The sequence below is a fragment of the Acrocarpospora corrugata genome (assembly GCF_009687845.1).
GTDB classification, from domain to species: Bacteria; Actinomycetota; Actinomycetes; order Streptosporangiales; family Streptosporangiaceae; genus Acrocarpospora; species Acrocarpospora corrugata.
Window position 1 is genome coordinate 202,766 of sequence record NZ_BLAD01000036.1, and the last position, 14,490, is coordinate 217,255.

The 14,490-nt window shown below is 70.0% G+C and carries 11 protein-coding genes; 10 read left to right on the forward strand and 1 reads right to left on the reverse strand.

Annotated elements, in window-relative coordinates:
- Positions 1-6 precede the first annotated feature (6 nt).
- Positions 7-255, forward strand: coding sequence for a hypothetical protein (locus Acor_RS41955; RefSeq protein WP_170316757.1), 249 nt, complete (start codon positions 7-9; stop codon positions 253-255).
- Positions 256-296: 41 nt separating this feature from the next.
- Here Acor_RS41955 and Acor_RS02690 read toward each other — a convergent pair whose 3' ends face one another.
- Positions 297-773, reverse strand: coding sequence for a PH domain-containing protein (locus Acor_RS02690; protein WP_246238370.1), 477 nt, complete (start codon positions 771-773; stop codon positions 297-299).
- A 1,200-nt stretch (positions 774-1,973) separates the two neighbouring features.
- On the opposite strand from Acor_RS02690, the gene Acor_RS02695 reads away from it, so the two are divergent.
- From Acor_RS02695 to Acor_RS02735, 9 genes are all read left to right on the forward strand, one after another.
- On the forward strand, positions 1,974-2,531 hold the full coding sequence (locus Acor_RS02695; RefSeq protein ID WP_155334884.1) for a YbhB/YbcL family Raf kinase inhibitor-like protein: 558 nt from the start codon (positions 1,974-1,976) through the stop codon (positions 2,529-2,531).
- A 183-nt stretch (positions 2,532-2,714) separates the two neighbouring features.
- Positions 2,715-4,268, forward strand: coding sequence for a hypothetical protein (locus Acor_RS02700; protein WP_155334885.1), 1,554 nt, complete (start codon positions 2,715-2,717; stop codon positions 4,266-4,268).
- 51 nt (positions 4,269-4,319) lie between these two features.
- On the forward strand, positions 4,320-6,512 hold the full coding sequence (locus tag Acor_RS02705; protein WP_155334886.1) for a SulP family inorganic anion transporter: 2,193 nt from the start codon (positions 4,320-4,322) through the stop codon (positions 6,510-6,512).
- 47 nt (positions 6,513-6,559) lie between these two features.
- Positions 6,560-7,573 (forward strand): NAD-dependent epimerase/dehydratase family protein, encoded by a 1,014-nt coding sequence (locus Acor_RS02710; RefSeq protein ID WP_155334887.1) that lies wholly within the window; start codon positions 6,560-6,562, stop codon positions 7,571-7,573.
- 206 nt (positions 7,574-7,779) lie between these two features.
- A complete protein-coding gene (locus Acor_RS02715) occupies positions 7,780-9,543 on the forward strand; it encodes a hypothetical protein (RefSeq protein WP_155334888.1) in 1,764 nt (587 codons plus the stop codon).
- A 240-nt stretch (positions 9,544-9,783) separates the two neighbouring features.
- Positions 9,784-9,873, forward strand: coding sequence for a potassium-transporting ATPase subunit F (locus tag Acor_RS02720; RefSeq protein WP_155334889.1), 90 nt, complete (start codon positions 9,784-9,786; stop codon positions 9,871-9,873).
- On the forward strand, positions 9,873-11,534 hold the full coding sequence (gene kdpA, locus Acor_RS02725; RefSeq protein ID WP_155334890.1) for a potassium-transporting ATPase subunit KdpA: 1,662 nt from the start codon (positions 9,873-9,875) through the stop codon (positions 11,532-11,534). The genes Acor_RS02720 and kdpA overlap by 1 nt, the downstream gene beginning before the upstream one ends.
- Positions 11,534-13,651: a potassium-transporting ATPase subunit KdpB gene (gene kdpB / locus Acor_RS02730; RefSeq protein ID WP_155334891.1), complete on the forward strand. Its 2,118-nt coding sequence runs from the start codon at positions 11,534-11,536 to the stop codon at positions 13,649-13,651. Before kdpA ends, kdpB begins: the two co-directional genes overlap by 1 nt.
- Entirely contained in the window at positions 13,651-14,487 is an 837-nt protein-coding gene (locus Acor_RS02735; protein ID WP_155334892.1) for a potassium-transporting ATPase subunit C, read from the forward strand. Before kdpB ends, Acor_RS02735 begins: the two co-directional genes overlap by 1 nt.
- Positions 14,488-14,490: the final 3 nt, after the last annotated feature.

Consider the following 14,490-nt stretch of genomic DNA (forward strand, 5'->3'; position numbering starts at 1 on the left):
GGTCACGTGCTCCGGGCCGTCGGCCCGCTCGGAGCCGATGGCCCGCTCGGGAACATCAGCCCGCTCAGAAGCGGTCACGCGCTCAGAAGCAACTGCCCGCTCGCGGCCAGTCACGTGCTCGGGGACGTCGGCCTGCTCAGGGTCGGTCGTGCGCTCAGGAGCATCGGCCTGCTCAAAAGCGGTCTCGTCTTCGGGTGCGTCGGTCTGCTCAGTAATGGGGGTCCGTTCCGGGGTGGGTCCGGCCGCGTCGTCTGAAGGTGTGCCGCCAGGGGGTGAATTGGGGGGGTCGGGGGGTGTCACGTTGCGTCGTCCCTGAGTTGTTGGGCTCGGTGGGACAGGTCCTCGGCCAGGCGGGCGGCCACTGCGTAGTCGAGGCCCTTGATGGTGGAGGAACCGGCGTAGGACGCGGTTCTGATCTCTACGGTGGCCAGGCCGAGGGCGCGTTCGAACCAGCCCTGCGCTTTGTCTACGGTCTGGATCCGGCTTACGGGGACGAACACCCATTCACGGCTCAGCCAGCCGGAGCGCGCGTACACCACATCAGCGGACAACTCCCAGCGATGTACCGCGAAACGCAGCGGCGGCTCGATGATCACCGGGGGCAGCAGGACCACGGCGACGGCCACCGGGACCAGCCAGGGGCGGTCGGTCAGCCAGGCGGGCAGCCAGGTCCAGCTACCGATCCAGAGGGACAGCAGGGCCGCGCCACCCACCATGAAGACGAACCCGACAACCCCTTCGATGAACCACAGCGTGAGCGCGCGCCGCGACACCTGATGAGCGGGAGCCCGCAGCGCGTCTCCCGGCGCTACCGATGGAACCGGTGGAATCGACGGCGATGAGGCAGGTGGACCGACGGAATCGCTCACTCGTCCACCCTAAGTCGTGCCGACGCCGACTCGACCGCCGCGAACTCACCACACCCGGACAGCAATGAAGCCAGTCAACCGCCGCATGGCCCCTCCATGGCAGCACCACCACACGGACCGCCACCACACGGGCAGCACCACCCCACAACAGCACCACCCCACGACGCCACCGCCGTGGCAGCACACCGCACGGCAACGCCACCGCGGTGGCAGCGCACCGCACGGCAGCGCCGCCGCCATGGCAGCACCCGAATCAGTCTCGGTTTCGGTCCCAGTCGTGATCCCCGTCTCCTGTCGCGACCGGGGCTGGGATGGATGCGGCCGCCGCGCTCGCCCGAAAATCTGCCGGCGCCTTGCCCGTGAGGGTCATGCCGCCACGTATTTAAGGAGGCGAGCGCCGGTATACAGGTCCTTAGCTGACCTGTTCCCACGATATCTCGACTAATTCCCTTACTGCGGGAATCTTGCTCCACTATTAGCGCAAACCGCTGCTAAACGGCGACACCCACGCCTCCCGGACAAAACCGTGGCTCATGCATGAGCTTTAGCGAACAAGTGCAGCACTAAACGAGAGTCTATCCATTCTACCCGACATATCGAGATTTATCATTTCGAATGCCGGGTCCCGGAACCCCGTCCCGTAGGGGTTGCCGAGCATGCGCTTGTGCGAGGCCCTTCGCCCAGCGTGAGCCAGGGATCAAATGCCCCGGCCACGCGCAAGCCGTACCAGAATCGAAGGGATTCGAGCGGATCGGAAATCCGAGAAAGTCTGCCGAAATAATGGGAGACAATAATCCGGTGCCCGAGGTGCCAGGCACGGCCCGCCAGGCACGTCACCTTCGGGTGACATGTCGCTTATGTACACCACTTCCTCAATAAATCGGGAAAAGGTGACGTTCTTCGTGTCGTGGCCTGCCAGTGGCGTCGCCGACACGGCTCCAGGGCATCCACGCACGCAGCCGGACAGGCCCCCAGAGACCGGACAGCGACCCCCGCCACCACCCCACCCCGGACCTCGATCAGCCCGATTCGGTGCGTTCTTCGCGCGACGGATCATCGCGATCGGGTCAGCGCACCACCAGGATCCGCGTAGCATCATCCGGCATGGGGTCGCCTTCCAAACCAGCACGCGCCCGGCGTGCCGCCGCTCTACCGGCGGTCGCCGTCGTGGTCTGGGCGGGAACCTCGGGATGCGGGATCGTGGGCGGAGGGTCGCCCGCGAACCTCGACGTGATCAGCGTGTCGAGCCCGCAGTTCCGGGACGGTGACCCACTGCCGTACGGCTACTCCTGCAACGGTTTGGTCGGCAATCCGCCGCTCCGCTGGTCAGGGACGTCGGGCGCAAAGTCGGTGGCCCTGGTGGTCGACGACAACGACTCGAACAACGGAGCGGAGGTGCACTGGGTCGTGTTCAACATCGATCCGGACACCACCGAGCTCGGCGAGAACACGGTGCCCCGCGGATCACGGCAGGGCACTACAACTAGTGGCAAAGTCGGATATGTGCCACCTTGCCGGCCCGCTGACAGTTACCGTTTCACTGTCTATGCCCTCGACGCGAAACTTGATCTTCCGGCGGGAGCCCCCCTCTCGGAGACTCTGGAACGCATCGCGGCGCACACCATCGCACGTGGACGGCTCACAGCGACCAACATCCAGTGACATGCTGAACACCGGAGGTAATAGTGCCGAACCAATCTTCGCCTAGGGTGTGACAACGGTCATTGTGGTCGAGCAGAATCGGATCCAATTGCTGAGCGCAGGTGAACGAAGGGGGCAGGTCGCGTCGATGGCCGCGCGATCTCACCGGCGCCGCTGGAAGGCCATGGCCTTGAGGGTGGTGCTATGACTGCGGTCATTTTGGGCCTCGTCGCCGTCGTGCTATTGGTGCTGGTAGTGGTGGCACTGGGCATGCGGTCGATGAACCGCAGGGAGAGCGCGCTCTCTTCCGAGCGGATCAAGGCGATGGCCGAAGGGACGGGACCGAAGAGCCGTCGGCCTGCGGAGGAGACGTTCTTCGAGAGCTTCCCTGAGGGTTTTGACGCCTTTGAGGAGCCTGCCAAACGGGCCGCCGGCAAACAGCCCGGTGCCGCGCCGCGTCCGGCGCCGCGCCCTGGTGGACGTCAGGCCGCGCGCCCCGGGCAGCGTGGCGGCAAGCCGCCCGCCAAGCCGGGCAGCAAGCAGCCCGCCCCCGCCGCCACCGCCCCCCGCGGCAAACGCGGCGTGGACGAGTGGGGCGCCGACGACGACTACGACGACGACTACTGGAGCCGGGTCCGCGCCGACGACGGCGCCTTCGGCGGAACGATCAAACAGCGGATGGCCACCCCGCGTCCGCTGGAGGCCGAGCAGCCCTTCCTCACCGCCGACCCCAACGCCTCCACCGTGCAGGCGCCGCTCCCGCAACGCCCGGCCGGCGGCGTCGCGCCCGGCATCGCCGCCGCCGGCCTCCCCGCCCAGCCGCCGAGCTTCGGCACGCCGGCCAGCTCGCCCGGTCTGGCCGACCTGGTCGAGCCGCTGCGGGTCACCCCCTCCTCCGCGATCGCCGAGGAGAAGACGATGACCTTCTCGGCCCCGACGCCCGACCCGCTGAACTCCTACACCGGCTCGCCCACCGGCCCGCTGGCCATGCCCGAGCCGATGCGTTCCACCGGCCCGTTCGAGCCCACCCCGGCCACCGGCCCGTTCCTGTCCGGGCCGACCACCGGCTCGTTCGAGTCGGCCAGGGTCGCCGCGTACGAGCCGCCCAGGACCAGTGGCTCGTTCGACACGGTCGGGCCCGGCACCGGATCGTTCCCGGCGACCGGCATGTTCGAGGTGCCGCGCGGCGCCTTCGAGGCCCCTCGCGCCCCCAGTGGCTCGTTCCCCACGGTCGAGCCCGCCTACCAGGAGCCGTCCGCCTGGTCCCAGCCCGCCTACCCGCCCACGCCACCGCCCACGCCACCGGCCGCGCCCCAGCCGCCGCAGGCCTCCTGGCCGGTCGTGCGGGACGTGCTGGACGATCCGGAGCCGCCGCGCCGCGACGACTCCTGGTCCACCTCGGGCAACTACCAGCTGCCCGCCCCGACCTACGACGCCGGTTACGGCGGCGGCTACCAGCAGGAACCGCCACCCGCTTCGTACTCCTCGTACGAGGTGAGCGCGGGCTGGGCGACCATCGACGACTCCGACTCGGTGACCGGGCCCAACCAGGCTCCGCCCGTGTCGCCGTACGATTCGGTCAGTTACGACACCCCGTCAGGCCAGGACCGCAGGTACGACTACGACGCCACCCAGAACCCGGCCGCCGGCTGGCCGTCCTACGAAGAGCCGTACGGCACCGAGTCGACCACCCAGACCGGCTCCCGGCGCGGCAACCACCGCGGTCCTGAGCCCGACTATCCCGACTATTACCGCTGATTTTCCCCGCTCTTTCTCAGCCTTCGGCGGAGTGTGCCGTACAGTCGCGGCATGACCGGGGGTAGTGGTTCAGTCACACTGAGTAATAGCAGGCGCGGCGGCCTCGAATCGGTGCTGCGCCATGACGTGCCGGCGTCGCTGGTCGTCTTTCTGGTCGCGGTGCCGCTCTCGCTCGGCATCTCGGTGGCGTCCGGGGCGCCGCTGGCCGCCGGGCTGGTGGCCGCGGTGGTGGGCGGCATCGTGGCGGGCGCGCTGGGCGGTTCCGTCGTCCAGGTGAGCGGCCCGGCCGCGGGCCTGTCACTGGTGGTGGCCGAGCTCGTCCAGGTGTACGGCTGGCGCGCCACCTGCATGATCACGCTGATGGCGGGCGTGCTCCAGCTGCTGCTCGGCGTGTTCAAGGTGGCCAGGGCGGCCCTCGGGGTCTCCCCCGCCGTGGTGCACGGCATGCTGGCCGGGGTCGGCGTGGTGATCGCGCTGGCCCAGCTGCACATCGTGCTCGGCGGGCAGCCACAGCGCTCGGCGCTGGAGAACCTGCTCGAACTGCCGGAGCAGATCATCAACAACCACGCGGACGGCGTGCTGGCCGGGCTGCTCACCATCGCCGTGCTGATCGTCTGGACCCGGCTGCCGAAGCTGAAGCTGGTGCCCGCGCCGCTGGCCGCGCTGGTGATCACGTCGCTGTCCGCGGTGGCGATCGGGTGGGATCTCACCGTGGTGGACCTGACCGGCGGGTTCGGCTCGGCCGGTGGGCCGCTGCTGCCGCAGGGCGACTGGCACGCGGTGGTGGGGGCGGTGGTGCTGGTCGCCGTGCTCGCGGGCGTGGAGTCGCTGCTCACCTGTGTGGCGGCGGACCGGATGCACGACGGCCCGCGCGCCGACCTGGACCGGGAGCTGACCGCACAGGGCGCGGCCAACCTGATCTCGGGCGCGCTGGGCGGGCTGCCGGTCTCCGGCGTCGTGGTGCGTACTACCACCAACGTCCGGGCGGGGGCGCGCAGCCGCTGGGCGGCGGTGCTGCACGGGGTGTGGGTGCTGCTGGCCACGCTGGCGTTCGCGTCGATCATCGGGCTGATCCCGCTGGAGGCGCTGGCCGCGCTGCTGCTGTTCATCGGCGTCAAGATGGTGAACCTGGGCAACGCCAAGGACCTGCGCGGGCACGGCGAGATGCCGATCTACTTCGTCACCATGGGCGCGGTGGTGGTGATCGGGCTGGCCGAGGGCATCGTGATCGGCCTCGCGGTCGCCGCGGTCATCTCGCTGCGGCGGCTGACCTGGGTGTCGGTGGAGGTGCAGCAGCACGCGGGGCGGTGGCGGGTGGTAGTGACCGGCTCGCTGACCTTCCTCGGCGTGCCCCGGATGACCGACGCGCTGCGGACCATCCCGGCGGGCGCGCCGGTCGACCTGGACCTGCACGTGGACTTCATGGACCACGCCGCGTTCGAGACGCTGCACGCGTGGCGGCTGGAACATGAGCGGACCGGCGGCACGGTCGACATCGACGAGCTGCACGACGACTGGTATTCGGCGGCGGCCAGCGGCACCCGGGTGTTCCCGGCCAAGTCTCCGCCGCAGCTGGATCGGTGGTACCTGCCATGGGCGTACCGGCGGGGGGCGGCCGACCCGGTGAGCGAGGACCTGCGGACCGGGACGCGCGAGTACCATCGGCGGACCGCGCCGCTGGTGCAGCCGCTGCTGACCCGGCTGGCGCGCAAGCAGACGCCGTCGCATCTCTTCATCACCTGCGCGGACTCGCGCATCGTGCCGTCGCTGATCACCGCGAGCGGTCCAGGCGACCTGTTCACCCTGCGGAACATCGGCAACCTGGTGCCCCGGTACGGCGCCGCCCCCGTGGACGATTCGGTCGCGGCGGCGGTCGAGTACGCGGTGATGGTGCTCGGGGTGCGGACGATCACGGTGTGCGGCCATTCGGGCTGCGGCGCGATGGTGGCCCTGCTCGGGGACGTGCCGGAGCTGCCCTCGGTGCAGCGCTGGCTGCGGCACGGGCGGCAGTCGCTGGACCGGTTCGCGGCCGAGTCCGCCGGCGAGGAGACCGGGCGCCTGGATCTGCTGTGCCGGACGAACGTGATCCAGCAGCTGGACAATCTGCGCACCTATCCGATGGTGGAGGCGCTGGAGCAGGCCGGGAAGCTGGAACTGACCGGGATGTACTTCGACATCGGGACGGCGCGGGTGCACGCGCTCGCCGACGAGGAGCCGCTGCGCCCGGTCCCGGAGCTCCGCTGAGCGTGAAACCGTGACGACTTGGCGGAAATAGCGCGAATGATGGCGGCATGAGAATTCTGGTGATCGGTGGGTCGGTGTTCCTCGGGCGGGCGATCGTCGAGGAGGCGCTGCGCCGCGGACATGAGGTGACCACCTTCAACCGCGGCGTCAGCCGCCCCGACCTGCCCGGCGTGACCGCGGTCCACGGCGACCGCGAGATCGCCGCCGACCTGGACCGTCTCGCCGCCACCGGCTCCTGGGACCGGATCATCGACGTGTGCGGCTTCACGCCGAGCGTCGTCCTGGACGGGGTGCGGCGGCTGAACGGCCACGCCCCCCACTACACCTTCATCTCCAGCATCTCCGCCTACCCGGAGTGGCCCGGCGTCACCGAGATGGACGAGAGCCACCCCCGCCACGAATGCCCGCCCGACGCCACCGAAGGCGAGTACGGCGTGCTGAAGGCCGGCTGCGAGCGCGCCGTCGAGGAGTTCTTCGACGGCGACGCGCTGATCGTCAACCCCGGCCTGATCCTCGGCCCGCACGAGAACGTCGGGCGCCTGCCCTGGTGGCTCACCCGCATCGAACGCGGCGGACGTGTCCTGGCCCCCGGCGACCCCACCCTCGACATGCAGGTCATCGACGCCAGGGACATCGCCATCTTCACCCTCGACCAGGCCGAGCTCTCCGCCACCGGCCGCTATTTCACCAGCGGCGTCCCCGCCAACACCACCTTCGGCGGCTGGCTGAACCTGTGCGCCGAGGCCACCGGCTCCGACGCCGAACTCGTCTGGGTCGACGACCGTTTCCTCCTCGACCACGACGTCCAGCAGTGGACCGAACTCCCCCTCTGGATGGTCGCCAGCCCCGAGTCATCCGGCGCCTGGACGACGTCCTCCGCCAAAGCCGCCGCGGCGGGCCTGGTCTGCCGCCCGGTCCGGGAGACCGTGCTGGACACCTGGTCCTGGCTCCGCGACATCCCGGTCCCGGACCGCAGCTTCCGCAACCGCATGCTGAGCCACGGCATCGACCCGGAGAAGGAGGCGACCATTCTCGCCGCCTGGGACGCCCGCTCGAACTAACCTGGCGGACATCCGCCCCTGGAACGCCCGGCCCGACGGCCATTTCCGCCGCCTGTCACGCTCGGTCCGACTAAGCCCGGCGGACATTTGCCGTCGAATCGGACGGTTTCCGAGCATCCCCGCCCTCGATCGGACGCGGCCTCTAGGATTCACGAGCCGCGTTCGCGTGACTACATCACGTGATCCGATCCGGGGAGGGGACGCTCGTGGGCAGGTCGATCAAGGGGAACTCCGCCCTGGCCCGGCCCTACCGCGACCTGGTCTGGCTGGCCTATCTGACGCTGCCGCCCGACGGCGGCGAACGGCGGCTGCTCCTGGCTCACCAGCTGGCCGCCCGCGCCCTGCTCCGCCGCCCCGACGACCTGCCCGCCGCCCGCCTGCTGGTGCTGACCCGCGCCCTGCGCCACCGCTTCCGGCCGTGGCTGGGGGTGGCCAGGCGGCTGGAGGTCGTCCCCGCCGTCGTACGCAGCGACGAGCACGCGTTCACCACCGCCCTCGAATCCCTGCCCGCACCGGCCAGGGCCGCGTACGCGATGACCCGCCTGGAGGGCCTCCCCCCTGAGGAGACCCGCCGCATCCTGGGCCAGGCCGCGGTCCAGGAGCCGTCCATCGCGCTGGCGCTGGTCGACGCCCTCGAAGACGAGCACGGTCCCGCCGGGCCGCATCGTCCCGCCGCCGATCCGACGCTGGCCCGCGTCTACGGCCGGGCCGTGCCGCGCTGGCTGACCGCGCTGGGGACCGTCGCGGTGCTGCTGGCGGCGGCGAGCATTCCGTACTGGCTGGACTCGGGCGCGCCCGCCAAGAGCGCGACCGCGACGCTCACGCTACGCCGCGTCCCCGCCGGGACCTGGACCACCACGACGACGCTGGACGTCCGCGCCTGGCATCCCCGCGGCGCCCTGATCGACGACCGCCGGCTCACCACCCGCGCCCTGCGCGCCTGGCAGGGTTCGGTACGGCCGGAGGCCCTCTACGGGATCTCCCCCGCCCCGCCCACCAGCGACCCGCAACTCCTGTACGCGGACCTGGTCGACGGCGGCACGATCGTGCTGATGCGCGATCCCGGGCGGATCGCGCGTTACGCCGAAAGCCGCGGCGTCGCCTCGCTGGAGATCTTTCCCGAGCCGCGGGCCAAGCCGGACGGCTCAAGCCCGCTGAAACTGTCCGGTTCCCGGTATCTGCTGCCGCCGTGGGTGGAGGAGATCTCGACCGCCGTGCTCAGCCGGCTCGGGGCCCAGTGGAAGGCGATCGCCGTCTCGGACGGGGTGACCGCGCCGATCCCGCCCGTCCAGACCGGAGCCTGCTGGCGGGGGCCGGTGCTGCGGCTACGGGCGCCCAAGGTCGCGCACGGCCTGCCGTACACGATGATCGATTTCGGCAGGCTCGCGCTGGCCAACGTCTACCACCAGCCACCGCCCCCCGCCGAGATCGACCGCTACGGCCCGCCGGAGATCGACACCAGCCTGCCCGCCTTCACCGCCTGGGCCTACCTCGGCTGCTCCCTCCCGTTCCCGCCGACCGAGGTGCAAGCCGCCACCGCCTGGGAGTTCTGGTCCGGCCCCCTCCCCGAACAGGCCACCGGCCGCTGGCTCTGCACCCGCTTCACCAACACCGACGGCACCAACACCACCCGCGCCACCCTGCTCGCCAACGCCGAAGGCCGGACCACCGTCCTGCCGACCGGCGAACGCACCAACACCTGGGACTGCAGCCGCCTAGAACGCGACATCACCTCCGGCACCTGGTGGAAGGCCCCCTCCGGCCGCTGGTACTACCTGGCCGCCGGCAGCCGCCAGATCACCCAACTGTCCATCGCCGGCCTCGGCGTCACAGACTCAACCCTCCCGGCCACATTCGCCGCCCTCCCGGGCCCACTCGGCGGCACCACCCCACGCAGCGAAATCACCCTCAAGGCCACCACATCCGAAGGAACGATCCCCCCGGTTTTCCAGCAGACGTACGAGCCTTAGCGGCGAAATGTCCGGCTGTGTAGGGATCGCGATAAAACTCGGCGTCGTGGCGTATGGAAGGCGTCAAGACAGGCAAAAGCTCCCGTTTTGCGGTCTTTGCTAGTGCTTGGTCATCCGTTCGGGTGGCTGGAGTGAGCAAGACCGGATTTGAGGAGTGGGGATGGCTGACGTCATCTTCGTCGTCCTGACGATCGCGATTTTCGTGGTCTTCGGGCTGGCTGTGAAGGTGGTGGAACGGCTTTGAGCGCCGTCAACGCCATCGGCCTGATCGGCGCCGTACTGCTCGTGATCTTCATGGTCGCGGCGCTGCTGTTTCCGGAGCGGTTCTGATGAGCCAGACCGCGGCCGGAATCATTTTCATCGCGTCCCTGATCCTCGCCATAGCGCTGGTGCACAAGCCGCTGGGCGACTATATGGCCCGCGTCTACACGGGCCTGCGCCACAACCGGGTGGAGCGTCTCGTCTACCGGCTGGTCGGCGTGCGCCCGGACGCCGAGCAGCGCTGGGGCGTGTACGCCCGCAGCCTGCTCGCCTTCTCCCTCATCTCGATCCTGGTGGTGTACGGCCTGCAGCGCCTGCAGGACAAACTGTTCCTCTCGCTGGGCTTCGCCCCGGTCCCCGACCACGTCGCCTGGAACACCGCGATCAGCTTCGTCACCAACACCAACTGGCAGGCCTACTCGGGTGAGAGCACCATGGGCCACCTGGTGCAGATGGCCGGCCTGGCGGTGCAGAACTTCGTCTCCGCGGCGGTCGGCATGGCGGTCGCGGTGGCCCTGATCCGCGGCTTCGCCCGGCGCGGCAGCGAGACGGTCGGCAACTTCTGGGTCGACCTGGTCCGCGGCAGCCTGCGCATCCTGCTGCCGATCGCGTTCGTCGGCGCGCTGGTCCTGGTGGCCGGCGGCCTGGTGCAGAACTTCACCGGCCCGCACGAGATCACCACCCTGACCGGCGGAGTGCAGAACCTGACCGGCGGCCCGGTGGCCGGCCAGGAGGCCATCAAGGAACTCGGCACCAACGGCGGCGGCTTCTACAACACCAACTCCTCACACCCGTTCGAGAACGCGACGACCTGGACCAACTGGTTCGAGATCTTCCTGATCCTGGTCATCCCGTTCGCGCTGCCGCGCGCGTTCGGCCGGATGGTCGGCCAGCTCCGCCAGGGTTACGCGATCGTCGCCGTGATGGCCACCCTCGCCGTGCTGAGCGTCGTCCTGCTGAACGTCTTCGAGCTGGCCGGGAACGCCACCGTCCCGCAGGCGATCGGCGCGGCCATGGAGGGCAAGGAGGTCAGGTTCGGGGCCTCCAACTCGGCCACCTTCGCGGCGGCGACCACACTGACCTCGACCGGCGCCGTCAACTCCTTCCACGACTCCTTCACCCCGCTGGGCGGCATGATGACGCTGCTCAACATGATGCTCGGCGAGGTCGCCCCCGGCGGCGTCGGCGCGGGCCTGTACGGCATGCTCATCCTGGCGGTCATCACCGTCTTCGTCGCCGGCCTGATGGTCGGCCGTACCCCCGAGTACCTGGGCAAGCGGATCGGCGCCAGGGAGATGAAACTGGCCTCTCTGTACTTCCTGGTCACCCCCGTCCTGGTCCTCACCGGCACCGCCGTCGCGATGGCCAACGAGGCCGGCCTGGCGGCCATGCTGAACAACGGCCCGCACGGCTTCTCCGAGATCCTCTACGCCTTCACCAGCGCCTCCAACAACAACGGCTCCGCCTTCGGCGGCGTCACCGTCAACACCCCCTGGTACGACGTCGCCCTCGGCCTCTGCATGGTCCTCGGCCGGTTCCTGCCGATCATCTTCGTACTCGCGCTGGCCGGTTCCCTGGCCGCCCAGAAACCGGTCCCGGCTTCGGCGGGCACCCTGCCCACCCACCGGCCGCAGTTCGTCGGCCTGGTCGTCGGCGTCACGATCATCGTGGTCGCGCTGACCTTCCTCCCCGCCCTGGCGCTCGGCCCGCTCGCAGAAGGAATCCACTGATGTCCGCCCAGACGCTCGAAGCACCGCAGGCGCCGCGCCGGGTCGGAGGCGGCCTCCTCGACCCCAGGCAACTGCTCGCCTCCCTCCCCGACGCGGCGCGCAAGCTCAACCCGGCGACCCTCTGGCGCAACCCGGTCATGTTCATCGTGGAGGTCGGCGCGGCCGCCACCACGATCCTGGCGTTCACCGATCCATCCTTCTTCGCCTGGGCGATCGCGGTCTGGCTCTGGCTGACCACGCTGTTCGCCAACCTGGCCGAAGCGGTCGCGGAAGGCCGGGGCAAGGCGCAGGCCGCGACCCTGCGCGCCGCCAAACGCGACACCACCGCCCGCAGGCTCCGGGCCAGGACCGGGTTCGACTGGGACCAGGTCGGCGCCACCGAGCTGCGGCAGGGCGACTTCGTCGTGGTCGAGGCCGGGGAGATCATCCCCGGCGACGGCGACGTGGTCGAGGGCATCGCCAGCGTCGACGAGTCGGCCATCACCGGCGAGTCGGCCCCCGTGATCCGCGAGTCGGGCGGCGACCGCTCGGCGGTCACGGGCGGCACCAAGGTCCTGTCGGACCGGATCGTCGTCCAGATCACCCAGAAGCCCGGGGAGAGCTTCATCGACCGGATGATCGCCCTGGTCGAGGGCGCCAACCGGCAGAAGACCCCCAACGAGATCGCCCTCAACATCCTGCTCGCCGCGCTGACCATCATCTTCCTGGTCACCACGATCACCATGCAGCCGATGGCCATCTACGCCAAGGCCGTCAACCCCGGCGTGGCCGACTCGCTCGCGCTCACGGCGGACGGCGTCAGCGGAGTCGTACTGATCTCGCTGCTGGTCTGCCTGATCCCGACCACGATCGGCGCGCTGCTATCCGCGATCGGCATCGCCGGCATGGACCGCCTGGTCCAGCGGAACGTGCTGGCGATGTCCGGCCGCGCCGTGGAGGCCGCCGGCGACGTCAGCACCCTGCTGCTGGACAAGACCGGCACCATCACCCTCGGCAACCGGCAGGCCGCCGACTTCATGCCGGCCCCCGGCGCCAACCACGGCGAACTGGCCGCCGCCGCCCAGCTGGCCAGCCTCGCCGACGAGACCCCCGAGGGCCGCTCCATCGTCGTGTACGCCAAGGAGACCTACGGCCTGCGCGAACGCGCCCCCGGCGAACTGACCCACGCGCACTGGGTGCCCTTCACCGCCCAGACCCGGATGTCCGGCGTCGACGTGGACGGCCGCCAGGTGCGCAAGGGCGCCGCCACCGCCGTGATGAAATGGATCCGCGAGCACGGCGGCCACCCGACTGAGCAGGTCGGCCACCTGGTCGACGGCGTCTCGGCCTCCGGCGGCACCCCCCTCGTGGTGGGCGAGGTCGCGGACGGCAAAGCCCGGGTGCTCGGCGTCATCCACCTCAAGGACGTCGTCAAGCAGGGCATGCGGGAACGCTTCGACGAGATGCGCCGGATGGGCATCAGAACCGTGATGATCACCGGCGACAACCCGCTGACCGCCAAGGCCATCGCCGACGAGGCCGGTGTCGACGACTTCCTGGCCGAGGCCACCCCCGAGGACAAACTCGCGCTGATCAAGAAGGAGCAGGAGGGCGGCCGGCTGGTCGCGATGACCGGCGACGGCACCAACGACGCCCCCGCGCTCGCCCAAGCCGACGTCGGCGTGGCCATGAACACCGGGACCAGCGCCGCCAAAGAGGCCGGCAACATGGTCGACCTCGACTCCAACCCCACCAAACTCATCGAGATCGTCGAAATCGGCAAGCAGCTGCTCATCACCAGAGGCGCGCTGACCACCTTCTCGATCGCCAACGACATCGCCAAGTATTTCGCGATCATCCCGGCCATGTTCGCGGCGGTTTACCCGGGCCTGGACGCGCTCAACGTCATGCGCCTGGCCAGCCCCCAGTCCGCGATCCTGGCCGCGGTCATCTTCAACGCGATCGTGATCGTCGCGCTCATCCCGCTGGCCCTGCGCGGCGTACGCTACCGGCCCTCCAGCGCCTCCAAGCTGCTCTCCCGCAACCTCTACCTGTACGGCGTGGGCGGCATCGTCGCCCCGTTCGCCGGGATCAAGCTCATCGACCTGCTCATCCAGTTCCTTCCGGGGATGTCGTAATGGAACGTCTGCCAGGCTGGCTCCGCCAGCATCTCGCCGCGCTGCGCGCGGTGGCCGTCCTCACCCTGATCCTCGGGGCCCTCTACCCGCTCGCCGTCACCGGGGTGGCACAGGCCCTGTTCAACGGCAACGCCAACGGCTCACTGATCGAGAAGGACGGCCGGACCGTCGGCAGCTCGATCATCGGCCAGCTCTTCACCGACGGGGACGGCAACGCGATCCCCCGCTACTTCCAGAGCCGGCCGTCCGCCGCGGGCGACGGGTACGACCCGCTGTCCACCTCCGCCAGCAACCTCGGGCCCGAGGATGTCGTCGACACCCTCGCCACCGACGGCGACGAGGGCCGGCAGAGCCTGCTCACCCTGGTCTGCGCCCGGAGCAAGGCCGCCGGGGAACTGGAGGGCGTGTCCGGCGCACGCCCGTACTGCACCAGCGACGGGGTCGGCGCGGTGCTCAAGGTCTTTCCCGATCGGGCGGTGAGCGTCAACCAGGCGTGCCCGGCCGCGCCCTTCGTCACCGTCTACCAGGGACTACCGGTCCAGTGCGCCACGCCGGGCGAGGACTACGCGGCCGGACGCACCGTCCCGGTCCGCGGCGACGCCCCCGCCCCTGCGGTGCCCGGCGACGCGGTCACGGCCAGCGGCTCCGGCCTGGATCCGCACGTCTCCGTCGCCTACGCGCGGTTGCAGGCTCCCCGGGTGGCGAAGGAACGCGGCCTCCCGCTCGACCAGGTGCTCACCCTCGTCGGCGAGCACACCACCAACCGGGCGCTCGGCTTCATGGGCCAGCCCGCGGTCAACGTCCTGGAACTCAACCTGGCGCTCGACGGAGGCTGATCG